The organism is Pseudocolwellia sp. G5-9 (genome assembly GCF_055808995.1).
Genome location: NZ_CM147893.1, coordinates 723,730 through 747,143, shown reverse-complemented (window position 1 = coordinate 747,143; position 23,414 = coordinate 723,730). Strand labels below are relative to the sequence as shown.

The window sequence follows — 23,414 nt, the reverse complement described above, 5'->3', positions numbered from 1 at the left end:
AAAAAATTGAGAGTTAAGTCGTTAATGAAAATATTTGCAAAAAGAATACTCGCTTTAGGAATTTATAGTGCTTTAACTAGTGCTTCGGTACAAGCTGCAACCTATGAGGTTATTGATAAAGGGGCAGGAGAGACTCACAAATATACTTTTGCTCAACAAGAAAACAATGCGGGTGAAATGGTTATTTCAGGTACTCAAGCATATAGTTTTGCAGTTCAATATCAATTTTTAAACGAAACTGACTTTGATAATATTATTAGCAATGCAGCTTTGAACCATGAAGTGGTATTTGGTGTTGGTGATATTGAAGATGAAGAAGCGTTAAGAAATGGTAATCCGACTGAAAATGATAGCTTTTGGGCGGTTAATTATTTAATTAGTAAACAAGGCGATTTTACTTATCAACAATATGGTGATGTCGCTGCCATGATTAACTTAAATAGTAATACAGAAGAGATTACGGTATTTGATACTACTTTTGAGGGGACAAACGAACTAACCCGTTCAACATCTGACCTGATTAACGGTATTACAGATAAAGGTTGGATATATGGAACAGCAAGTGCTCCATTCATTCCCCGTGAATATATTCTTGATGATAATAATGACGACACCGATGATGAAACTATAACCTACTTTGCTAGTGACTTTTCTAGTAGGGGTTTTTATTCTCTTGATAAAGGTAACACTATTATTCCTTTAATGGCGCCTGAGTCTACCTATGGTGGTTTATCTGCAATTTCTGAAATAAGTGAAACAGGTATTGCGATTGGTTTTGCAACCACGAGTATAACTGAAGAGGCCCAAGCCAGCATCAGTGAAGCAAAAAATAGGGTTGATAATCCTATTGATTGTGAGGATGCAGAGCAATTAAAAAGAACGCCATTACTTATTTGTATTAGCAATGTATTAGCCGAAGACGGCTTAACTTTAAACAATTTATATTCAACCGCTGCAATTAAATGGACAATTAATGATAATGGTGATGTAGAGGAGTTTGAACCCTTAGGCTTTTTAATTACGCCTCATGTTGATGATGAAAGAGGTTTACAAAGTGTTGCTCAAGCCGTAAATGATGATGGAACCATTGTAGGTTATTCAGAAGGTTGGTTTGATAACGATGTAATGGACCCAGAAGTAGACGAATTTAAATTAACTTATGCGGTCATGTTTAAAGACGGTAACGTTTACGATTTAAATACAGATCATGAAACTTATTATAATTCTAGAGCAAACGATATTAATGATGTAGGTACTGCGGTAGGGTATGTACAGTCTATTATTGGCGGTGTAACGACCAATTCATTCTATTATATTGATACAAATAATGTTAGTGACTTAGAAATGATCATGCCTGATAGCTTTTTTACAGGAAGTTCAACTACAGCTAAAGCCATTAATAATAATGGTTTAATTGTAGGGCAAGGTGAAGTGGAAACGCATGTTGTTGCAAGTGGAATTCCAAGAAGAACTCATGGTTTTTTATATGACACGAATACTGACACTTTTACTGATTTAAATACGCTTCTTACTTGTGAGTCAGATTATATTATTATTGATGCTAAAAGTATTAATGATAATAATGAAATATCAGCAAGTGCGCTTACTAAAACTAACGCAAGAGACTTTTTTGGAAATGAGGTTTTGGATACTAAAGGTGACCCTATTCAAGAAGAAGTTGTTAGGGCAGTAAAATTACAACCGATTAATGGCGAAATTGATAATTGCTCAGAGGTTGAAGAGAAAATTGAAAGACAAGGTGCTAGTTTTGGTTTGTTTATGCCACTTGTTTTATTAGTAGTAGGCTTTAGAAGAAAGCTTTTTAAGTAATAACAAATACATACCTGTTTTATTAATTGAACGGGTAAGTCTTATACCAAGTATAAAATAAGTCAATTCATTAATGTTTTGGTATTAGATATAAAAAAACACCTTAAAGATAAGGTGTTTTTTTGTTTTCAGGATTAGCATTAATCCTTAAAAGCATACAAAGCTAGTTTGAATTAAAAAGCTGAAGTATCTGTAAATAAACCTACTTTTAAGTCTTTAGCGGTGTAAATTACTTTTCCGTCAACCGCCACTGTACCGTCAGCAATACCCATAAATAATTTACGCTTAATTACACGTTTAAAGGTAATGGTATACGTTACTTTTTTAGCTGTAGGTAATACTTGCCCAGTAAATTTAACTTCTCCCACACCTAGCGCACGACCTCTACCTGGTCCGCCAGACCATGCTAAGTAAAAACCGACTAATTGCCACATGGCATCTAGGCCTAAACAACCCGGCATTACTGGGTCGCCTTTGAAATGACAATCGAAAAACCATAAGTCAGGGTTTATATCAAGTTCAGCAATAATTTCACCTTTACCGTGTTCACCGCCGTCTTCATTAATTTTTATGATGCGATCCATCATGAGCATGTTGTCAGAAGGTAACTGGCTATTGCCTTCACCAAACATTTCACCCGTACCTGCTTTTATTAAATCTTCTTTAGTGTAAGCGTTTTTTTGTTCCATGATTTAGGATCCCAACTTTTGATTACTTTAATATTAAATTTTAGGGCGCTACTTTAGCGAACACTTGTACACTAAACAACTCTGATTTGTTAAAAAACACATTTTTATTGCCTTTTTTAAGGTTATGCGTAACCATATTGCCTATTGTAGGGGATAAATAGGTTGTGTTATGACTGAAGTGGTTAAAAAAAAGGCGATGACAAACGCTGAAAAGCAAAAAAAGTATAGAGAAAGACAAAAAGAAAAAGGTAAAAGAGAGATGCGGGGTTACTTATCTCAAGAAGCATTAGAATGTTATCAATTGATATCAGAGCAAACACAATGGTCAGACAGTATGATCATGAGTAATGCCGTTCGGTTGACTTACGCAGCATATAAAAATGGTCAAATTGGTTTATTAAACAGTTGGCTGACTAAAAATAAACTATAATTGTATAATGTATTCACGTTGGTTTTTATTTGTTTTCCGAAAAATCTAATAATTTTATTGTGTTACATTAAATTTTACTTATACTCTAGTTGGCTATGATTTATTCTTTTTTAATCCTATATTTATAGGTTGAGGTGTTAGTGCATTGATTAATGTTTTACTTGTTGATGATCATGAATTAGTAAGAACGGGGATCCGTAAAATTCTTGATGAAGTAAAAGGACTTAAGGTGATCGGTGAAGCGTCTACGGGTGAAGAGGCTGTTCAATTTTGCCGAAAAAATGAACCTGATGTTGTTTTAATGGATATGAATATGCCTGGTATTGGAGGCTTAGAAGCGACTAAAAAAATTATTCGTTATTCTCCTGATATTAAAATTATTGTGTTAACTGTTTATACTGAAGACCCCATTCCTACTAAAGTTATGCAAATTGGTGCTGCTGGTTATTTAACTAAGAGTGCTGGACCTGATGAAATGGTTAATGCTATTCGTGCGGTTCATAGTGGCCAACGATACATTACACCTGATATTGCGCAACAAATGGCGTTAAGTCAGTTTAAGTCTTCAGAAGAAAACCCGTTTAATTTATTATCTGAAAGAGAATTGCAGATAATGCTAATGATAACGCGTGGTGAAAAAGTTCCAGATATATCTGAACAATTAATGTTAAGTAGTAAAACGATTAATAGCTATCGCTATAGAATGTTTGAAAAACTTAATGTGGGTAATGATGTAGAACTTACTCATTTGGCTATACGACATGGAATGTTAAAAACTGAAAAGCTATAAACTTGTCTGAAAATACTTCTTTAGAACATTCAACTTTTGATCATAAATCCTTTTTATCCTCTGTTAGTGAACAAGCAGGGGTATATAGGATGTATGATCAAAAAAATACTATTATCTATGTTGGCAAAGCTAAAAACCTTAAAAAAAGGTTAGCAAGCTATTTTAGAAAAGATGTAGGCAGTAATAAAACTAAAGCTTTAGTCAACCGTATTAATGTTATTGATGTAACAGTAACGCACACGGAAGGTGAAGCGTTAATTTTAGAAAATAACTACATTAAAAAATACCAACCTAAATACAATATTCTTTTAAGAGACGATAAGTCTTATCCTTATTTACTGATCACCGATCATAAACATCCTAAACTTGGTTTACACCGTGGTGGTAGAAAAGTTAAAGGTGAATACTTTGGCCCTTATCCTACTGTAGGCGCAGTGTGGGAAAGCTTAAGGTTAATGCAGAAGCTTTTTCCGTTGCGACAATGTGAAGACAGTTATTATAGAGCGCGTTCTCGTCCGTGTTTACAGTTTCAGTTGGGACGTTGTTCAGCGCCTTGCGTCGATCAAATTTCGCAAGAAGAATACGGCGAGCAAGTTAAGTTAGCTAAGTTATTTCTTAGAGGAAAAAACTCAGACGTAATCAAAGAGCTTGTTCATAAAATGGAAGTGTCTAGTAGCCAACTCGAATTTGAAAAAGCGGCTAAATATAGAGATCAAATAGCGACGTTAAGAAAAGTACAGCAACAACAATATGTAAGTGGTATAGCGTCTGAACTAGATGTGGTTGGTTTACACCGTATTAGAAATTTAGCCTGTATTCATATTTTGTTTATTCGCGACCAAAAAATATTAGGTAGTAAAAGCTATTTTCCAACGGTGCCTCTTGATACGGAAGATAGCGAAATTATTGAAGCCTTTATTAGTCAACATTATTTAGGTGATGATCTTAAAGCAGCGCGTATACCTAAAGAAATTGTTATTCCTCATGCTATTGAATCAATTAAAGAACTTAAAAAGTTGTTAAGCGAACAAGCTGAAAACGACGTGAAAATTTCACACAATGTTCGATCGGAAAGAACACAATACTTAAAACTGGCTCAAACCAATGCCACTAATGCATTATTAACTAAAAACAGTGAAAAAGAGTCCATTCAAGCGCGTTTTGCTGCATTGAATGAAGTATTTGAACTAACGGGTGGTATAAATCGCTTAGAGTGTTTCGATATTAGCCATACGATGGGGCAACAAACTGTCGCGTCTAATGTTGTGTTTGATCAAAACGGTCCTTTAAAGAGTGATTACAGGCGTTATAACGTGCATGGTATTACACCCGGTGATGATTATGCGGCTATGGCATTTGCTCTGAATAAACGTTATTTGAATGCAAGTTTAGAAAAAATGCCTGATATTGTTTTTATTGACGGTGGTAAAGGGCAGCTGGCAGAGGCTGAACAATTTTTTGCTGAATTAAAACTTGATAAAACACCGTTACTTGTTGGTGTGGCAAAAGGGGAGTCGCGTAAGCCTGGATTAGAGACGTTAATTTTAGCGGGGAGTCATCAACTTATTTCTTTACCTGCAACATCTCCAGCTTTGCATTTAGTACAGCATATTAGAGATGAGTCGCATCGGTTTGCTATTGCTGGTCACAGAGCAAAACGTCAAAAAGTTAGTAAAAAATCAGCATTAGAATCTATTGAGGGAATAGGCGCTAAAAAAAGACAAGCCTTATTAAAGTATTTAGGTGGAATGCAAGAAGTATTAGCAGCTGATATTGAAACCTTAACTAAAGTTCCAGGTATTAGTAAGGTACTGGCTCAAAATATTTATGATGCTCTGCATGACAATTAAGTCTTAATCTGTGTAAAATGATATCTTTCAAACGCTGTGAAAATAAAAGTAGATTATGTGGACTATTCCCAATCAAGTTACCTTATTTAGAATTATATTAATTCCTGTTTTTGTTCTAGTTTTTTACCTTCCTATTTCTTGGAATCATTTTGGTGCTTTTGTTGTTTTTTGGTTTGCCGCCATTAGTGATGCTGTTGATGGTTACTTAGCTCGACGTTTAAATCAATCTTCAGCTTTTGGTGCATTTATCGACCCCGTTGCTGATAAGTTAATGGTTGTTTGTGCACTTGCTATGTTAATAGAAGATTATAATGTGTGGTATATCACTATATCTGCAGCTTTAATGATTTCTCGCGAAATATTTATCAGCGCCTTACGGGAATTTATGTCTTCACGCGGAAAAAGAGATGTTATTGCGGTATCTAATTCAGGTAAATATAAAACGGCTGCTCAAATGTTAGGCATTATGGGACTTATTTGGCAACCGACTTATGATATTCCTTTTATTTTATTCGATATTCCTCAAGAATTTTTCATGTTTTTAACTTATAGCTTTTATTTTGTTGCAACAATTTTAACTTTTACGTCAATGTGGAGTTATTTTAAAGCAGCTTGGCCAGAGCTAAAAGCTAAATAATAACCATATTTTGTAAGGTATTAGCTAAAAAAACACCATTTAAGCCGCTTTTTGAGCACTTGAAATAAATTTAGGATTTAAGTGTTGACTCATCATAATATCAATGTAAAATGCGTTTCCAGTTGACAGGGAGTCAACAGATGAAGCGGCTGTAGCTCAGTTGGTAGAGCATCACGTTGCCAACGTGAATGTCACGAGTTCGAGTCTCGTTAGCCGCTCCAATTTCTCTTAAGAGAATATATAAGGAAATACTACTCAACTCGTAGTGAATGATTTGGCGGGTTGGCAGAATGGCTATGCAGCGGATTGCAAATCCGTGGACCTCGGTTCGACTCCGGGACCCGCCTCCATAATGCCCGGGTGGTGGAATTGGTAGACACAAGGGATTTAAAATCCCTCGCTCATAGAGCGTGACGGTTCAAGTCCGTCTCCGGGTACCATTTCATTATTGCAGGTTGGGTAAAGACTACATATTGGCGTATGTAGGTGTTTGAAAAGTAAAAGATGTGCGCGGCTGTAGCTCAGTTGGTAGAGCATCACGTTGCCAACGTGAATGTCACGAGTTCGAGTCTCGTTAGCCGCTCCAATCTTTTACAAAATGTTATAAGTTTACTTATGATGTGAAGCGGCTGTAGCTCAGTTGGTAGAGCATCACGTTGCCAACGTGAATGTCACGAGTTCGAGTCTCGTTAGCCGCTCCAACTTCCATTTTACGATGGAGTAGGGAACCAATCTCTACTATAAAAAATGCTTTTCCCGATGCCCGGGTGGTGGAATTGGTAGACACAAGGGATTTAAAATCCCTCGCTCATAGAGCGTGACGGTTCAAGTCCGTCTCCGGGTACCATCTTCATTTCTTTGAAGTGTAAATATACTATTTTAGTTAAAATTCATATTAAATAAATTTATCTTTATTTAATATAAGTAGGGAACCAATCTCTACTATAAAAAATGCTTTTCCCGATGCCCGGGTGGTGGAATTGGTAGACACAAGGGATTTAAAATCCCTCGCTCATAGAGCGTGACGGTTCAAGTCCGTCTCCGGGTACCATATTTTACAGAAAAGACATTTTTATTATTTTACTAAACGATTATAACTCTTAGCCGTTGACAGCTAATATCATCTCGCTACAAATCTTATTTACACTCTACTATTCAAGCTGTATCAGTTCCGCTAATTCATTTATCCTTAATATAATACCAACTTTCAAAAACTTATTGAGCAAGCTGGTATTATTCATGAAAGTAGTATGATTTTAAATTATGTCATGGTTACAAATTCTTCAGCTGACGTAGGATGGATAGCAATGGTATTATCAAAATCTGCTTTAGTTGCTCCCATTTTCAGCGCAACAGCAAAACCTTGTAATAACTCGTCACTACCAAAACCAATAGAATGAATGCCTATTATCTTTTCTTCTTTACCTAAACATACAAGTTTCATACGAGTAGGGTCTCGATAGTCTTCAGTTATCGCTTGATAAAGTGCTGTAAATTGCGAGGTATATACTTTCACATTTTCTTCACCGTATTTTTCAATTGCTTCAGGTTCAGATAAACCTACGGTACTAATAACAGGGTGACTAAATACTACCGTAGCTACGTTATTGTAATCTAAATGCAGATCAAGTTTATTATTGAATAGTCGTTCTGATAAACGACGCCCTGCGGCAACGGCTGTAGGGGTTAATTGAATACGTCCGGTGTTATCACCCACAGCATAAATATTATGAATATTTGTATTTTGATATTTATCGGTTGGAATAAAACCCTGTGCATCGGTTTCGATACCAGCCGCTGCTAAGTTTATTCCATCGGTTGCGGGTATACGTCCTATCGCCCAAATAAGTTTGTCGACTGGACCTAATGATTTCCCATTAGTAAAGTGGATCGTTACTTGCCCGTCATCATGTTTTTCAATACGTTTTGGAGTCGAGTTTTTATGAAGAGTAGGGCCATGTTTAGCCATTTGTTCTACCAATGTATCACTGAGCATAGGATCAAAGCTGCGTAAGGGTTTATCTTTACGAATAACTAAATCTGTTTTTGTTCCTAACGCATGAAAAACACCAGCAAGCTCAACGGCAATATAGCCAGCCCCCACGACGACTACACTTTTAGGTTGTTCTGTTAAAGCAAAAAAGCCGTCTGAATCTATTCCGTATTCGGCACCTTCAATATTTGGGATCTGTGGGCGTCCGCCAGTAGCAATTAAAATATGGTCGGCAGTGTAAATTTTTCCATCAACATTAAGTGTATTTTTGTCAATGAATTTGGCAAAACCTTTAATTAAAGTAACCTTGTTTTTTTCAAACCCTCTTCCGTAAGCTGCATGTATTCGTTGGATGTACTCTTCACGGTTTTTTACCATTGTTGACCAGTTGTATCCGTTGTTAACTACCTTAAAACCATAGTCAGCAGAGTATTTTAATGCATCGGCAATTTGTCCTGCATACCACATAGCCTTTTTTGGCACACAACCTACGTTTACACAGGTTCCCCCAACAGTTTTGGCTTCTATTATAGCTACTTTTTTACCATGTAAAGCTGCTCGGTTAGCAGAGGCTATACCTCCGCTTCCGCCACCAATAGCGATATAGTCAAAATGCTGTGTCATTACGTTTCCCCTAAAATTATAAATTAAATAAAAGTTACTGAGTAAGAACCAACAATTATTGATTATCAAATAAACTAAACTAAAGTTAAGTTGGTGTAACAAAAAGATATCACGTTATCACTGACCTATTATTGAATGGTTATATAGCCTACTCAGCTTAGTGCAATAGATAAAATAACTAGCATATTGTCAATCACCTTCAAATAATATTCATGGTCTGGTAACTACATATCATTTTCATACTAAATGCCGAATATATTAGATTAATGGTAGTTAAGACATATTGCATGTTTGAAACTAATAAGAATTCTATAAAACTCTATCGGGGAATAAAAAGAATGAAAATAATAAAAATATCAAAACAAATTATTACAAATGTAGGATATGGATTGGCGCTATCTGCTACATCTATAGCGGTTAATCAGGCAATCGCTCAGGAGACTGAAGACACTTCAAGAGTTAAGGCTATAGAAGTTATTCAAATCAATGCAACTAAAAGACCTGCCACGATACAAGATGTACCCGTATCGGTTGCGGCTGTAACGGCTGATACTATAGAAAAAGTCGGTATAAACGATGTTGAAGACTTATCTATTCTAATACCTAACTTTGAAATTAATAGTGCTGGTATTCTTCCTAATCTTTATGTACGTGGTCTAGGCGGCGGAACATCTCACTCTATTGAACAGTCTGTTGGGCGTTTTGCTGATGATGTATATATTAGCCGCGCGGCAATTAACCTTCATCCATTAATGGATGTTGATGCGATAGAAGTACTTAGAGGGCCTCAAGGTACTTTGTTCGGGAAAAACACAGCGGCTGGTGCCATGATTTTACGAACAGCTAACCCTGAAAGTGACTTTAGCTACGGGTTAGATCTTTCAGCCAGTACATTTGAAACTAATGGTGGAACTAAAGAGATTTCTGGTTTTGTAACTGGAGCCCTTAGTGATACCGTTGATGGTCGATTAGCAGTAATGTACCGTGATAAAGAAGGTTATTACATTAATACAATGGATGGCCCTGACGGAGCTGATCGTAAAGATTATGGTGTACGTAGCAAGTTTGCTTGGCAGGCCTCTGATCAAACTACCGTAAAATTAAAATTAGAATATTTTAAACTTGAGGAATTCGGTTCTGATGCGGCTGAAATCAATGCCTTAGGTGGGCCTCCATTACAAGTATGGCAAAGTTTAGCTAATGCATCTGGAGCTGATGGTAGCACAATAACTGAACCTGCTTTAGATTGGGTAGTACATTATAATTGTGGTCCAGCATTAGATGTAATTACAGGTGAAGATAATGGCTCATTCTGTCCATCTCGCGACCAAGAATCTACAAACGTAACATTAAATGTGGATCATGAATTTGACGCAGGTACCTTAACTTTTGTTTCTGCTGTGCAAAACTATGAATACTCACATAAATTTCATGGTTTAGACATGGGGCTAGCAAATCTATTTAGAGCCATTCGTGAAGAAGAATATGACGGTTTTAGTCAAGAAGTTCGCTTCACTTCATTAGAAAGCGATACGTTTGATTATATTGTTGGATTTTATTACGAAGATAGTAGTCTAGCGCGTGATCAAACGTCTCATTTTAACTTGCCCGCTCTTGGTGGAGCAAAAATCACAGAAGAAGAACCATGGACTCAAGATACAGAAACCTTTGCTGTTTTTGGTCAAGCTCGATGGAAATTTACTGATGATATGACCTTTATTTTTGGTGGTCGTTGGGCAACAGAAGAAAAAGATTTTGCCTTTAGACGATACATAAATGAGTACCAAACTCAAAATCTTTTACACCCAGATGAGGGAGATGAAGTTAATCGCACTGAAACTCACAGCGAAAGTAAATTTACACCATCATTTACCTTTCAATGGGAGCCAACCGACGACATAAACCTTTTTGCTACTTATTCTCAAGGTCATAAAACGGGTGGATTTAGTGATCGAATTGATGAACAGGATGCTGAAATTGAATTTGATCCAGAAGTTGTAACTAGCTTTGAAATTGGTAGTAAAAGTTCATGGTTAGATGGTACGTTAAATTTAAACATTACAGCATTTAGTATGGATATTGAAGGTCTTCAACTTGCTACTCAGTTAGCCGGTTCTGTAGCGCAATTTACTGTAGGAAATGCAGCCGATAGTACAAGTGAAGGGGTAGAGCTAGAACTCATGTGGTACGCTCATGATAACTGGACTTTCGGTGGTAACTTCGCTTATACCGACGCGACTTATGATTCTTTTGTTGGTGCAGCTGATTGTGATGACTCTTTCCGTAACTCAAGTGGTGTATGTGATTTAAGTGGTCAACCGTTAATTTACGCTCCAAAAACTAAAGGTGCAGTATTTGCTGAGTTTTATGTGGATGATATTTTTGATGGCTTTTGGGACTTTAGTGCACGTACTGATATAGCCATGTCAGGCGATGTATATACTGATATAACGTATAAACCCACCGTTAAACAAGACTCTTATGAAACGTACAATGCAAGTATGCGCTTTATTTCGCCAGATGAAGATATTGTTATTTCGTTAGTAGGTAAAAACTTAACAAACGAGAAAATAATGGCTTGGGGCGTACCTTCAGGGCCTAACATTCTTGCGGCTATGTCGCCTCCTCGTGAAATTATGCTTAAAGTGAAGTTTCGTTACTAATAAGTAGAGCATTAATATAAGAATTAAGGCTTTGAATCATGTAAATTTTCAAAGCCTTAATTTTAATAAACGAGTTGAGGTATTTATGCCTATTATTACACCTACTTATAAACCCGTTACTGAGTTGAAAGGGTTGCATTTATATCATGCAGGAATTTCTAATTGTTCTATGCGAGTACGTATTGTGCTCGAAGAAAAAAAACTTGCTTGGGTAAGTCACCATCTAGACTTAGTGAAGAGAGAACATATAACTGAAGAATACTTTGGTATTAACCCTAATGGGGTTGTTCCAACACTTGTTCATGATGGAAAAGTGATTATAGAGTCTGACGATATTATTGAATATTTAGATGCTCAATTTCCTGAAGTTCCGCTCTGTCCTAAAAATTTAAGTGATTTAAATACTATGAAGTGGTGGTTGAGCTCTGCAATTGAAATTCATGTAAAAGCAATTAAAACGTATATTTATTATAAAAAAATACGTGGAAAAATGCAGATGAGTAAAGAGCAAGAACAAAAATATAAAAGCTTACAAACTAACACTGAATTACTAAGATTTCATGATGTTAGTAGCAGTGATAATGGTTTTTCAGACGAAGAAATCAATCAAGCAGAAAGCATTATAAAAGATTTTTTTTATAAAGCTAACGAGATATTAAAAGATCAAACGTGGTTGGCAGGGGAAAGTTTTTCCTTAGCTGATGTCGCGTGGGTCCCATTACATTTTACATTAAAAGGCGCAGGTTTTTCTTTTAATGAATTTCCCGAAGTTGAAGCGTGGGCTGAAAAAATAGCCGTGCGTGAAAGTTTTAAAAAAGGTGTTTTGGACTGGTGTCCAACATTTTAGCTCAAAATTTAAGAGGAAAAGTTATGATCGATTTATACCATCATGGTTCGTCAGTATGTGCAGCAAAAGTTAGATTTGCATTAACTGAAAAAGAAGTACAAGTAGACAACTCTCATTATATTGACATATTGAAAGGGGAACAGTTTACCGAAGAATATATGAAAATAAACCCTAAGGCGGTAGTGCCTTCACTTATTCATGATGGTCAAGTGATAAATGAATCTACTGTTATTTGTGAATATGTTGATGAAGTGTTTCCTGGTCCTAATTTGAAACCTAAATCGGCTTATGATCGTACACAAATGCGAATATGGACAAAAGCTGTTGATGAACAATTACATCCTGCTTGTGGTGAACTTACTTTTGTATGTTGCCATCGCCATATTATTAGACGTTTAGGTGAAGAAAAATTAAAAGAATTTTTAAGTAGTACACCTGATCAATCAGTAACTTCTAAGTGGAAAGAGCGTAAAAAACAAATCGTAGTAGAAGGATTTGAAGCTCCAGGCATTGAAGATACCATAAGACTTTATGATGGCTATTTAAAGAAAATGGAAGAAGCACTAACTCATAATACTTGGTTAGCAGGTGAAGAGTTTTCTTTAGCTGATATTGCTTTAACTCCTTATATAAACCGCTTAGATATGTTGAGCATGTCGGGTATGTGGGAAAATGGACGTTTTCCCAAAGTAACCCAATGGTTCAATAACATTAAAAGCAGACCTAGTTTTAACTCTTCATTTCTAGAGTGGTGTCCACCAGAGTTAACAAAAGATCTTGCAGATTTTGGTGCTCAGAGTTGGCCAGATGTAAAACGTATAATCGGTATGTAGTTATATTAATGAACTGAAAATGTAGGTGATAAAATGAAACAATTTGAAGGAAAAGTAGCCGTTATTACAGGGGCAGCTCAGGGCATAGGAGCTGCTTATGCCAAAGGTTTAGCTTCACAAGGTGCAAAAGTAGTTTTAGCCGATGTATCTGACCCAAAAGATGTTGTAGACGAGATCATTGCCGAAGGTGGCGAAGCATTAGGTTGTATAACTGATGTAACTAGTAACGACTCTCTTAATGATCTAGTCGCTTTAACTGAAGCAAAGTTTGGGCCTATTGAAATATTAATTAATAATGCAGCAATATTTGCGAGTTTAACACTGAAACCGTTTACTGAAATCTCGGAAGATGAGTGGGATTTAGTGATGAAAGTAAATGTTAGAGGGCCTTTTCAGTGTGCTAAAGCAATAGTACCTAGTATGCGTAAAAATGGTCGAGGAAAAATTATAAATATTTCTTCAGGAACCTTTTTAAGAGGTGCTCCAATGTTCAGCCATTACGTAACATCTAAAGGAGCTATAGTTGGACAAACTAGAGCTTTAGCGGCTGAATTGGGCCAAGATAATATTCATGTTAATTGTATTTTAGTTGGCTTAACTGAAAGTGAAGGTGTAAAAAATCATCAGCAATTAGGTAAAGCAAAAGCACCAACGTTGGCAGCTAGAGTAATAAAGCGTGAAATGTTACCTGAAGATCTTTTAGGTACGCTTTATCATCTTGCTAGTGAAAGTAGTGATTTTATTACAGGACAATGTCTGAACGTAGACGGCGGTGCGCTAAACTACTAATAATATGTTGGAGAAAAACATGAGTAAATTTAATACTGGTAATCTAAGTGAAAATTATGATGGAATTTGGATTGATAACAAACCAGTAGAAGCGTCTGATGGTGGAGTATTTGATGTACTTAACCCTTTAGATGATAGCCTATATAGAAAAGTAGCAGAAACTACGGTAACGGATGTTGATACTGCAATTCGTTCAGCACATGAAGCATTTCAAACATATGGAAAAACAAGCGCTAAAGAACGTGAAAAATTACTTGTTAAAGCTGCTGAATTATTAGATGAGCGTATAGAAGAATTTAAAGATATTTTAATCGATGAAGCCGGTTCTACTTATCGCAAAGCTACGTTCGAAGCAGAAAAGTCGGTAACATTTTTAAGAGCTGCTGCTGGTATGGTGCGTCAAGTTTCAGGGAAAACTTTACCTACCGACTACCCTGGTAAATTAAGCATGACATTACGTAAACCACGTGGTGTAGCCGCTGTTATAACGCCTTTTAATGTACCATTAATTAAAGCGGTTAGACTATGTGCTAATGCATTAGCTACAGGCTGTACTGTTGTTTTATTGCCATCAGAAATGACCCCTGTACTTGCATTGCGTTTTGCTGAATTATTAGCTGATGCGGGCTTTCCTGCAGGTGCTGTAAACGTAATACCTGGTAATGGTTTTAAAATAGGTGATAGCTTAACAACTCATCCATTAATTAAAGCGGTTACATTTACTGGTTCTACCGTTGTGGGTAAGCATATTCAAAAATTGTGTGCAGAACACAACAAGCCGGTAACACTAGAACTTGGTGGTAAAAGCCCATTAGTTGTTTTAGATGACGCTAATCTAAAAGAAGCCGTTACAGGGGCATTACGTGGTATTTTCATGCATCAAGGTCAAGCGTGTATTGGTTCAAGCCGTGTTTATGTAGAGAAAGGTGTTTACCCTAAGTTTATTGAAATGTATGCACAATTTGCATCTAAAATAGGGCGTGGTGACTTACGTGACCCTGAGACTATTATTGGACCAATTATAACACCAAGGCAACGTGAGCGTATCAAATCACATATAGACGATGCGGTAAGTAAAGGTGCAACTGTTGCAGCAGGTGGAACTTGGATTGGAAATCGTTGTGAACCAACCATTTTACTTAACGTGACAGAAGAAATGAACGTATGTAAAGAAGAGACGTTTGGACCTGTTGTTAGTGTATATGAAGTGGATTCTTTCGAAGAAGCATTAGCAAAAGCTAACGATAGTATTTACGGTTTAAGCTCCGCTATTTATACCAGCAATCTTCATAAAGCGATGGAATTTGCAAATTCTATTGAAGCTGGTATGTGCCATATCAATAGCCCTACAATATCAGATGAAGCACATGTACCGTTTGGTGGTGTTGGCGATAGTGGTATTGGTAGAGAAGGTACGGAAGCTGATATTGAGCTGTTTACTGAAATAAAATGGGTTACCATTCAAAATTAAGATGGAATAACATACTACAGCTTGGGGTATAGTGTTATTACTTCAGTTACTTGCGTATTACGAGTAATAACACTTTTACAAAAGAATGCTTTTAGTTATTTTTTTAAATAGTTTCAGGCATTCTAATATACCTATTACCATTCTAACACTCTTAAATACCAATCAAGATGCTTATTTCAGAGTGCTTGAGCGATATCAATTCAAGGCAATGTAATGCTTTTTATAATGGTCGCTCCCTTATAAAAAGCATTATATATTGATACGTATCAAACATTATCTTGCTTCAATAACCTACCATTGCTTTACTTCTTTATAATGTGCTGGAAATTAACGTGTCTAGAGAACATATAGAATTTATTCAATCGCAAGTATTACCATGGCAGTCATGTCCTTTTCAATGTGATGTTCAATATAAAGAACTGAGTGTTGATCAAAAAACTCAAGCAACCACAGGTGTTTTTAAATATAAAAAAAACTGGCTTGAAGAGGAGGCTTATTGGTTAGCATCTGAAGAAGAGTTTTTTGTTCTTAAGGGCGAAATTGAAATTAATAAGATCCGTTATACTGAAGGGTATTATGGATATTTTCCCGCAAGCTATTTACGAAAAACTGTAAAAGCTAATAAATATACCGTATTAATACGTTTTATCGACCAGTCACCTCAGCCTATTTACTATCAATATGGCGACCCTTTACCTGTAATGAAAAAAGATGCTATAGAAGGAATAAACAGCTTTGATATGCAATGGGATAAAGGCGTACAAGATGAAAAACTACTGCATTTAGACTTTGGTCGTAAAATATTAAGAATAGATCCTTCAACTAAAGCAAAAACATTTCTTTATATGGTGTCGCCACAAACTTATCCGCAGCAATGGAAAGGCCCTAAAGAGTCCCATCCAACCGTGGAAGAATCTTTTTGTGTTACAGGATCGTTAGCTGGTGAGCATGGTGTTATGCGAACGGGTGCCTATTTTTGGCGACCACCTGAAATACCACACGGCCCATATGGTTCACGAACTGGAGCGGTATTACTCATCCGTTTTGTTGGCGGCGAACATATTAATCATTGGTCACAAGAGTTGTATCCTTTTACTTTTGATCCCGATTATGAACCTATTTTACCTGAACGTTTACAAAGTATAGGTAAGAAAGAATGGTTGCCTGAACCTTTTTAAGGACTAGGTTACCCAAGTTCAGGTTAAATAGGCCTAAATCTATTTAGGCCTATCAACGGCTTAACTATAAAAAGCTTCAACAGTGCCTTTTAAAGTAATTAAAAGTGGCTGACCTCTACGATCTAACGCTTTAGGAGAGGGGATTTTTATCCAACCTTCGCTAATGCAGTATTCTTCCACATTAAAATGTTGCTTACCATTAAGTTTAATACCAATAGTATGTTCGAAAATTTCTTCTACATGGTGTGGGCTACGTGGATTACCTGAAAGGCGATCAGGTAAATCTGGAAGCGATTTAGTATCATTCATATTTTTTGCCTGAAGTAAGAAAATAAAAAAGTGCGCTATTGTAGACAAGATAAGCCTAACGCTCAAGAACTGCTGTAGAATTTAGTGATAGGGGTTTTACTTTATACTAATTTCACCGTTATAAGTTGTACAGAACGAGAAATAATAAAGCCGCTTAAAATTATATTTTAAGCGGCTTTATTTTTGTATGGTCGGAGTGACAAGATTCGAACTTGTGACCTCACGTCCCCCAGACGCACGCGCTACCAAGCTGCGCTACACCCCGAATAAGCAAACATATGAGGGCTAACTGTTCGCTGCGTACATATTAATGATTTATAAAACGAATGCAATGTAAATTAAAGGCATATAGTTTCAACTGGCTAAATAATATGCTACCCCATAAATTCTATCGAATTATTGCTTATGAATTAATCTGTTTCGGCTAAAGGTTTATTAAAGCGTTTAATAAAGTTAACACCATCAATCATTAATGGAAAATCTGTGTTTACAGAAATAGGTTTTTGCAATTGTCTTGAATAACTTTGAAACTCGCCATTTTTATCAATAAATACCGACTTATCTTTATTAAAAACAATAATGCCTGACTCAATCGTATTAGCAATAACACGGTTCGACTTCACCGTAAGTATGTTTTGTCCGTTAACAATTTTTTGAGCGCTAGCTTTACAGTTAAGCCACTCACTTAATAACGTTGGCTGAATATCCATATGGCTTGTTAGGCGTTTTAATTTATCGCTGTTTCTTTCAGGTATTACTAATAGAGAAGGTTTAATAGATAAACTGTCTTGTATATTTTTATTGCCAATTGAACTGACAAAAACAATGTCTTTTACACTTTTTTGACGTTGAGATAATAGTAGCGCGTCTATAAATAATTCAGCTTGAGCTGTGCTTTCATCATCAAAATAAAACACATGTAAACCAGCATTTAATTGATTAAGTTTTTCTGTAAAACTTTTTTCATTAGAGCTAAATATAAGTGACGATACACCTGTTAACTCATAAGTATTATCAAACCACTCTTTAAACCATAATGTTTCAATACTTGATGGGCTATTAGATACAACGGTAAGATCCGACGATAAGCCTCTACGCTCTATTTCTTGAAATAATAACGGTTTTATATCTTGAGATAAAATATCATTTTTATAAATAGTGGGTAAGCTATAAAATAAGTTAAACCAAGAGTTTACAGGTAACGCGTTATCTATATGCCTTGTTAAGTTAACATTTGAACTTATAGATTTTAAAGAAAACCCCGCTATTTGATTATCCGTTAACATAGACTGAGTTAATACCATAAAGACTGATTGCTTAGGTTTTTCATTAACAATACATTGTTGCGTTAATCTTGGATATTCGCTTACTTTGTGCTTTAACGATAAAGCACTTTCTTTATTTTCCACGTAGTTTTCAGCATCAAATAATTCGTATTTGGTTAACAATGTTTTAGCGGTAGACGGATACGAAAGTGGTAAAACGGTATCTTGTTTCAACACATCATAATTCCATTTAGCATCAGCCCAAATATGCGTAAAATGGCTAATAAAAAACGATGCAACTAAAACATGCACTACATACTTTGCATAAGGTACACGTTGTAACTCTTTTAAGTGTTTCCAGGCGTAATTACTTAAAGTAAGTTCTATGCTTAAAAGTAGCAAAGCAACAGAGCCTGATATAACCCAAAATTTCAAGCTGTTATGAGCAATCATATTGCTGATAAGTAGAATAATTTGATCACTTGAAGAGGCATTTAAGTGATAACCCAAACGTATAAAAACAAAAGCATCTAATAATAAGAGAAATAATGCTCCTGTGAAAATGAGTGACGCGGTTACTCTAATAAACTGCGTTTTGGGATAAATTAATATGATCGGGAATATAATTAACACAAACCCCATAAAGGTTAAAAACCCCATATGGCTTGCCCATGTGGTATATAGGTATAAGTGTCCGATCACCGTATCTGGTGTTTTTTCACCAAATACATAAAATGACGATAACAATATTGCGAGAAAAACGTTAAAAAAAGTAAACCAATGGCTCCAACTAATTAAATGTAAAAGACGTTTACTGTATGATTTAGACTCAAATGAAACCATTGGTTATATTTATTCTCTGATTTTGTTGTTAAAATTAATTTGATTGTTTATTTTGTTGTTCAACGGTTTGTTTTAGCGCTTGTGTAAAGTTAGCAACAACAGCTTCACGTTTACTTTCAGGCACTTGTTTATTGATAATTTCAGTAAGGGTATTTCCTAAACACATAAGTGCTAAATCAGGAGTTGCTTCTTCATTAATGAGGACATCAAATAGATTTTGAATGATTTTTTCTACACGTTCGTTTGAATACTTGGATACAATAGGCATCTTTAATACTTAATTTTGCAAATGATTAACTGCGGCTAGTTTATCAAATGCCCAAACAATATAAAACTGACCATTACCTATGAGTTTAATAATTTCTAATATTGCACTGCATTTTTTATCAAAAATTGAAGAAACAGGTGAAGTAACACTTCGTTTTGGACCAGAAAACAGCGAAGCAGATCACAAAATAGAAAGTTTTGTAGATTCACTTCATAAAATTTACAACAATAAAGGCAGTAAAGCTTACGGTAATTTTTCGTCAATGCCTGCCGAAGGCGATACCGCTCGTTTCGTTGATATAATGGAAAGCTACTTAGGTGACGTTCAGTCTTTTTACGACTTTAGTACACAAGCAGCCAACTTATTAAAAAATGAAATTGAAAAATACGATCTTGCTGAAACAGGCTATTTAATCGTTTGTCACTACGAATACATGGGCGGACGTTATTTACTTGCTGCTATTATTCCTATGTCTGAACATTATTCTGTAGACGGTGAACAGAATATTTCTGCAGATAAACATCTTGATACTAATAAATTACAACTAGCTGCACGTATCGATTTATTTGATTATCAGCAAAACGCTGAAGGTAATCGTTACATCTCTTTTATAAAAGGGAGAGCTGGGCGTAAAGTATCAGACTTCTTTTTAGACTTTTTAGGTTGTGAAGAAGGTATAAATGCAAAAGAGCAAACTCAAACTTTAGTACAAGCGGTTGAAGATTATGTTTCAGTTAATCAACTCGACCCACAAGAAAAACAAGACGCACGCAAAGAGTTACTCAGTTACTGTAAAGAACAAAAAGCAACTGACCAAGACGTGTCGATTAAGGAAATAGGTAAAGTATTAAAGCATGAAGAATCAGGACAAGACTTTTATTCTTTTTGCCAAGAACAAGCTTACCCGATTGAAGAAAACTTCCCTCATGACCAAGCAATAGTAAATAAAGTAACTAAATATTCAGGTTACGGTAGTGGTATTAGCGTAAGTTTTGAACGCGGCCACTTAGGACAAGATGTTGTTTACAACGCAGGAAACGACAGTTTAACCATTTATAAAGTACCACCAAATTTGAAAGCACAATTACTCGCTTTATTAGAAAATGAAGCCAAAAGTAATAACCCTTTCAATGATGAAAATGAATAATTGAAGTAACGCGTAATCGCTAAGTAACTAATATATATTATTTATATTAATAGCAGGGTAAAACAAAAAACTCGCGTTAACAAATACGAATTAAACAACGAGACTTACAATAAGTCTCGTTATGAATACAATATTTTAGGATTATTATGAATACATTAACAATAACTCGCCCAGACGATTGGCATGTTCACCTTAGAGATGGCGCAGCATTAAAAAATACCGTTACCGATATTAGTCGTTATTTTGGCCGCGCAGTGGTTATGCCAAATTTAGTTCCTCCGGTAACTAATGCAAAATTAGCTGACGATTATTATCAACGTATTATGGCAGTTAATCCTTCAGCAAACTTCAAACCGTTAATGGTTTTATACCTTACCGATCAAACCACAGCACAAGATATTGAAGACGCGAAAAACTCAGGGATTGTTGTTGCGGCAAAATTATATCCTGCAGGGGCAACCACTAACTCGTCTTCAGGTGTTACCAGTGTAGACAATATCGCATCAGTTATTGAAGCCATGCAAAAACACGAAATGCCTTTACTTATACATGGTGAAGTCACGACTGCGGATATTGATATTTTTGATCGCGAAGCGGTATTTATCGATACTATATTAAAACCACTTGTAGCTAAATATCCAAACTTAAACGTAGTGTTAGAGCACATAACAACAAAACAAGCCGTAGATTTTGTTGAACAAGCAGGACCAAAAGTTGCTGCCACTATTACTGCACACCATTTATTATATAACCGTAACCACATGCTAGTAGGCGGTATAAGACCACACTTTTTCTGTTTACCTATTTTAAAACGTAATATTCATCAAAACGCGTTAATAAAAGCCGCAACAAGTGGTAGTGCGAAATTCTTTTTAGGTACGGATTCTGCGCCACATCCACAACATGCTAAAGAATCTGCATGTGGTTGTGCTGGCTCTTATACAGCGCATGCTGCTATCGAGTTATACGCTGAAGTGTTTGAACAAGAAAACGCATTAGATAAACTTGAGTTATTCGCAAGTTTAAATGGCCCTGCATTTTATAATTTACCTGCAAATGAAGACAAAATTACATTAACCAAAAAAGAATGGGATGTTCCAGCTACTATGGCATTTGGTGATGACGTTGTTGTTCCTGTTAGAGCAAGTGAAGTTATAAACTGGCAAGTAAGCGAATAGGGAGCTTTTAATGCAATTATTTGTTAATGATCTTACGGTTATCGATTTTTCTTATTGTTGTGAACAACGCGGAATAGTAGGTGAGAGCTGGATAGTTGATGTGTTACTTGAAGGTGAACTCAACGAAATGAGCATGGTGCTCGACTTTAGCGTAGTAAAAAAACAAATAAAGTCGATTATAGATAACGCCGTTGATCATAAATTATTATTACCTATTAATAACAATATGGTTTCTGTAGAAAACTCTACAACTCAGCCAAACAGCGAGTATGTGGATGTTATAAGTAAACGCGGTTCGTATTTTTTACAATCGCCGGCACAAGCGTTTGCTAAAATACCCGCTGAAACAATTAACATCTCTTCAGTAACTGATTATTTAACAAAAATCATTAAAGCAGAACTTCCTGAAAACGTAAAAGGTTTAAGTTTAGTTTTACGTGAAGAAAATATAGATACTGATTATTACCATTATACCCATGGCTTAAAATTACATGATGGTAATTGTCAGCGCATTGCTCATGGTCATCGTTCTAAAATTCAATTGTTTAAAAATGAACAGCGCGATTTTACGCTTGAAAAACAATGGTGTGATCGCTGGGCAGATATTTACATAGCTTCTGAAGCAGATCGTATTGCAAAGTCAGACATTCAATTATCAAAATCAGCATATTCAGCGTTAACAGATAAGCATCAATATTTTTCTTATATTGCACCCCAAGGTCGTTTTGATATTGCGGTACCAACTAATGTATTAGATGTGGTTGATTGCGATTCTACCGTTGAGTTACTTGCAGACTTTATTTGCAGACAACTTAAAAAATCATACCCTAATGATTCAATAAAAGTTATTGCTTACGAAGGTGTAGCGAAAGGAGCGATAGCTTATGACTAATTCAAATATATTTACACAAGGTATTGTTAGTACCTGTTTGTTTGCATCATTTACCTTGCTTACAACACAAGTCGCAAATGCAGCACAATCATTTAGCTTATCAAGCAATTTAAAGCAGGGCGCTTTGATTGTTGGAAAAACAGACCCAGATAATATAGTTAAATTAAATGATAAAGTTTTAACTGTTTCTAAAAATGGTGACTTTGCTTTTGGTTTTGGACGTGACGAAGTTAAGCCGCATACCATTAGCGTTACCAATAAATCAGGAGTTATAGAAAAGCAAACTTTAACGCCGCAAAAGCGTGAATATAATATTCAACGCATTAACGGCATTAAGCAAAGCATCATGAAACCTAATCCTGTTGCTGTTTCTCGTTCGCAAAAAGACAATGCACAAATTGCCAAGGCTAGAACAACTTTAAGTGATCGCACGGCTTTTGCTCATGGTTTTATTGCGCCTATCGACGGAAAAATTACCGGTGTTTATGGCAGCCAACGCGTATTTAATGGTGAGAAAAAACGTCCGCACTTCGGTTTAGATTATGCAGGTAAAACAGGTGATCCTGTAAAAGCCCCGGCTGATGGTGAAATTTTATTGTTTGAGCCTGATATGTTTTATTCTGGCGGCACTATGATTATCGATCATGGTCATGGCGTTACTTCAACATTTTTACATTTAAGTGCATCTAAAGTAAAAGCCGGAGATTTAGTTAAACAAGGTCAAGTTATCGCCAGTGTAGGTTCAAGCGGTAGAGCTACTGGGCCACATCTCGACTGGCGCATTAACTGGTTTGGTGTGCGTTTAGATCCTGCTTATGTTCTGGAATTACCCAAATAGCTGATTACTGCAAGATGTTAGCTAATTCTACATTTCAATGTGATAACAAA

General features: G+C 35.9%; 20 protein-coding genes and 8 tRNA genes. 22 read left to right on the top strand and 6 right to left on the bottom strand.

Annotation, left to right across the window (positions count from 1 at the left end; translation table 11 throughout):
* The first annotated feature begins 24 nt into the window (after nt 1–24).
* Nucleotides 25–1,830 carry a DUF3466 family protein gene (locus tag AC0L5Q_RS03260; RefSeq protein ID WP_473614275.1) on the top strand — a complete coding sequence of 602 codons (1,806 nt, stop codon included), beginning with the start codon at nt 25–27 and terminating at the stop codon, nt 1,828–1,830.
* A 173-nt stretch (nt 1,831–2,003) separates the two neighbouring features.
* Here AC0L5Q_RS03260 and fabA read toward each other — a convergent pair whose 3' ends face one another.
* The gene (gene fabA, locus AC0L5Q_RS03255; RefSeq protein ID WP_076419921.1) at nt 2,004–2,519 is read right to left on the bottom strand and encodes a bifunctional 3-hydroxydecanoyl-ACP dehydratase/trans-2-decenoyl-ACP isomerase; all 516 of its coding nucleotides are present in this window, start codon (nt 2,517–2,519) and stop codon (nt 2,004–2,006) included.
* Nucleotides 2,520–2,688: 169 nt separating this feature from the next.
* On the opposite strand from fabA, the gene AC0L5Q_RS03250 reads away from it, so the two are divergent.
* The 11 genes from AC0L5Q_RS03250 (at nt 2,689) to AC0L5Q_RS03200 (ending at nt 7,277) form a co-directional block, all read left to right on the top strand.
* A complete protein-coding gene (locus AC0L5Q_RS03250; RefSeq protein ID WP_473614274.1) occupies nt 2,689–2,949 on the top strand; it encodes a hypothetical protein in 261 nt (86 codons plus the stop codon).
* A 145-nt stretch (nt 2,950–3,094) separates the two neighbouring features.
* A complete protein-coding gene (uvrY, locus tag AC0L5Q_RS03245; RefSeq protein WP_473614273.1) occupies nt 3,095–3,739 on the top strand; it encodes a UvrY/SirA/GacA family response regulator transcription factor in 645 nt (214 codons plus the stop codon).
* Nucleotides 3,740–3,741: 2 nt separating this feature from the next.
* Nucleotides 3,742–5,589, top strand: a complete 1,848-nt coding sequence (gene uvrC, locus AC0L5Q_RS03240; RefSeq protein ID WP_473614272.1) for an excinuclease ABC subunit UvrC — start codon at nt 3,742–3,744, stop codon at nt 5,587–5,589.
* 55 nt (nt 5,590–5,644) lie between these two features.
* Nucleotides 5,645–6,226 (top strand): CDP-diacylglycerol--glycerol-3-phosphate 3-phosphatidyltransferase, encoded by a 582-nt coding sequence (gene pgsA, locus AC0L5Q_RS03235; RefSeq protein ID WP_473614271.1) that lies wholly within the window; start codon nt 5,645–5,647, stop codon nt 6,224–6,226.
* 145 nt (nt 6,227–6,371) lie between these two features.
* Nucleotides 6,372–6,447 (top strand) — tRNA-Gly (locus AC0L5Q_RS03230).
* Nucleotides 6,448–6,502: 55 nt separating this feature from the next.
* Nucleotides 6,503–6,576 (top strand) — tRNA-Cys (locus AC0L5Q_RS03225).
* A 4-nt stretch (nt 6,577–6,580) separates the two neighbouring features.
* A tRNA-Leu gene (locus AC0L5Q_RS03220) sits at nt 6,581–6,666 on the top strand.
* A gap of 70 nt (nt 6,667–6,736) precedes the next feature.
* A tRNA-Gly gene (locus tag AC0L5Q_RS03215) sits at nt 6,737–6,812 on the top strand.
* A gap of 39 nt (nt 6,813–6,851) precedes the next feature.
* Nucleotides 6,852–6,927: transfer RNA gene (locus AC0L5Q_RS03210), tRNA-Gly, on the top strand.
* 60 nt (nt 6,928–6,987) lie between these two features.
* Nucleotides 6,988–7,073 (top strand) — tRNA-Leu (locus AC0L5Q_RS03205).
* 118 nt (nt 7,074–7,191) lie between these two features.
* Nucleotides 7,192–7,277, top strand: a tRNA-Leu gene (locus AC0L5Q_RS03200).
* Nucleotides 7,278–7,487: 210 nt separating this feature from the next.
* Here AC0L5Q_RS03200 and gorA read toward each other — a convergent pair.
* A complete protein-coding gene (gorA, locus tag AC0L5Q_RS03195) occupies nt 7,488–8,843 on the bottom strand; it encodes a glutathione-disulfide reductase (protein WP_473614270.1) in 1,356 nt (451 codons plus the stop codon).
* 338 nt (nt 8,844–9,181) lie between these two features.
* Here gorA and AC0L5Q_RS03190 point away from each other — a divergent pair, with 338 nt between their 5' ends.
* The 6 genes from AC0L5Q_RS03190 to AC0L5Q_RS03165 all read left to right on the top strand — a co-directional run bounded on the left by AC0L5Q_RS03190 (nt 9,182) and on the right by AC0L5Q_RS03165 (nt 16,624).
* Nucleotides 9,182–11,506 (top strand): TonB-dependent receptor, encoded by a 2,325-nt coding sequence (locus tag AC0L5Q_RS03190; RefSeq protein ID WP_473614269.1) that lies wholly within the window; start codon nt 9,182–9,184, stop codon nt 11,504–11,506.
* 85 nt (nt 11,507–11,591) lie between these two features.
* The gene (locus AC0L5Q_RS03185; RefSeq protein ID WP_473614268.1) at nt 11,592–12,353 is read left to right on the top strand and encodes a glutathione S-transferase family protein; all 762 of its coding nucleotides are present in this window, start codon (nt 11,592–11,594) and stop codon (nt 12,351–12,353) included.
* A 23-nt stretch (nt 12,354–12,376) separates the two neighbouring features.
* On the top strand, nt 12,377–13,186 hold the full coding sequence (locus tag AC0L5Q_RS03180) for a glutathione S-transferase family protein (protein WP_473614267.1): 810 nt from the start codon (nt 12,377–12,379) through the stop codon (nt 13,184–13,186).
* A 33-nt stretch (nt 13,187–13,219) separates the two neighbouring features.
* Nucleotides 13,220–13,975 carry an SDR family NAD(P)-dependent oxidoreductase gene (locus AC0L5Q_RS03175; protein ID WP_473614266.1) on the top strand — a complete coding sequence of 252 codons (756 nt, stop codon included), beginning with the start codon at nt 13,220–13,222 and terminating at the stop codon, nt 13,973–13,975.
* A gap of 19 nt (nt 13,976–13,994) precedes the next feature.
* A complete protein-coding gene (locus AC0L5Q_RS03170) occupies nt 13,995–15,446 on the top strand; it encodes an aldehyde dehydrogenase family protein (RefSeq protein WP_473614265.1) in 1,452 nt (483 codons plus the stop codon).
* A gap of 332 nt (nt 15,447–15,778) precedes the next feature.
* Nucleotides 15,779–16,624 carry a cupin domain-containing protein gene (locus AC0L5Q_RS03165; RefSeq protein ID WP_473614264.1) on the top strand — a complete coding sequence of 282 codons (846 nt, stop codon included), beginning with the start codon at nt 15,779–15,781 and terminating at the stop codon, nt 16,622–16,624.
* A gap of 60 nt (nt 16,625–16,684) precedes the next feature.
* Here the strand turns inward: AC0L5Q_RS03165 and AC0L5Q_RS03160 are convergent, their stop codons facing one another.
* From AC0L5Q_RS03160 to AC0L5Q_RS03145, 4 genes are all read right to left on the bottom strand, one after another.
* A complete protein-coding gene (locus AC0L5Q_RS03160; protein WP_473614263.1) occupies nt 16,685–16,933 on the bottom strand; it encodes a DUF3297 family protein in 249 nt (82 codons plus the stop codon).
* Nucleotides 16,934–17,121: 188 nt separating this feature from the next.
* Nucleotides 17,122–17,198: transfer RNA gene (locus AC0L5Q_RS03155), tRNA-Pro, on the bottom strand.
* 145 nt (nt 17,199–17,343) lie between these two features.
* The gene (locus AC0L5Q_RS03150) at nt 17,344–19,041 is read right to left on the bottom strand and encodes a DUF3413 domain-containing protein (RefSeq protein ID WP_473614262.1); all 1,698 of its coding nucleotides are present in this window, start codon (nt 19,039–19,041) and stop codon (nt 17,344–17,346) included.
* Nucleotides 19,042–19,075: 34 nt separating this feature from the next.
* The gene (locus AC0L5Q_RS03145) at nt 19,076–19,309 is read right to left on the bottom strand and encodes a YejL family protein (protein WP_076420755.1); all 234 of its coding nucleotides are present in this window, start codon (nt 19,307–19,309) and stop codon (nt 19,076–19,078) included.
* A 79-nt stretch (nt 19,310–19,388) separates the two neighbouring features.
* On the opposite strand from AC0L5Q_RS03145, the gene yejK reads away from it, so the two are divergent.
* From yejK to AC0L5Q_RS03125, 4 genes are all read left to right on the top strand, one after another.
* Complete coding sequence (gene yejK / locus AC0L5Q_RS03140) at nt 19,389–20,456, top strand: nucleoid-associated protein YejK (RefSeq protein ID WP_473614261.1); 1,068 nt, start codon at nt 19,389–19,391, stop codon at nt 20,454–20,456.
* A 146-nt stretch (nt 20,457–20,602) separates the two neighbouring features.
* Entirely contained in the window at nt 20,603–21,634 is a 1,032-nt protein-coding gene (gene pyrC / locus AC0L5Q_RS03135) for a dihydroorotase (protein WP_473614260.1), read from the top strand.
* 10 nt (nt 21,635–21,644) lie between these two features.
* Nucleotides 21,645–22,526 (top strand): 6-pyruvoyl trahydropterin synthase family protein, encoded by an 882-nt coding sequence (locus tag AC0L5Q_RS03130; RefSeq protein WP_473614259.1) that lies wholly within the window; start codon nt 21,645–21,647, stop codon nt 22,524–22,526.
* The gene (locus AC0L5Q_RS03125) at nt 22,519–23,364 is read left to right on the top strand and encodes a M23 family metallopeptidase (protein WP_473614258.1); all 846 of its coding nucleotides are present in this window, start codon (nt 22,519–22,521) and stop codon (nt 23,362–23,364) included. Before AC0L5Q_RS03130 ends, AC0L5Q_RS03125 begins: the two co-directional genes overlap by 8 nt.
* Nucleotides 23,365–23,414 lie beyond the last annotated feature (50 nt).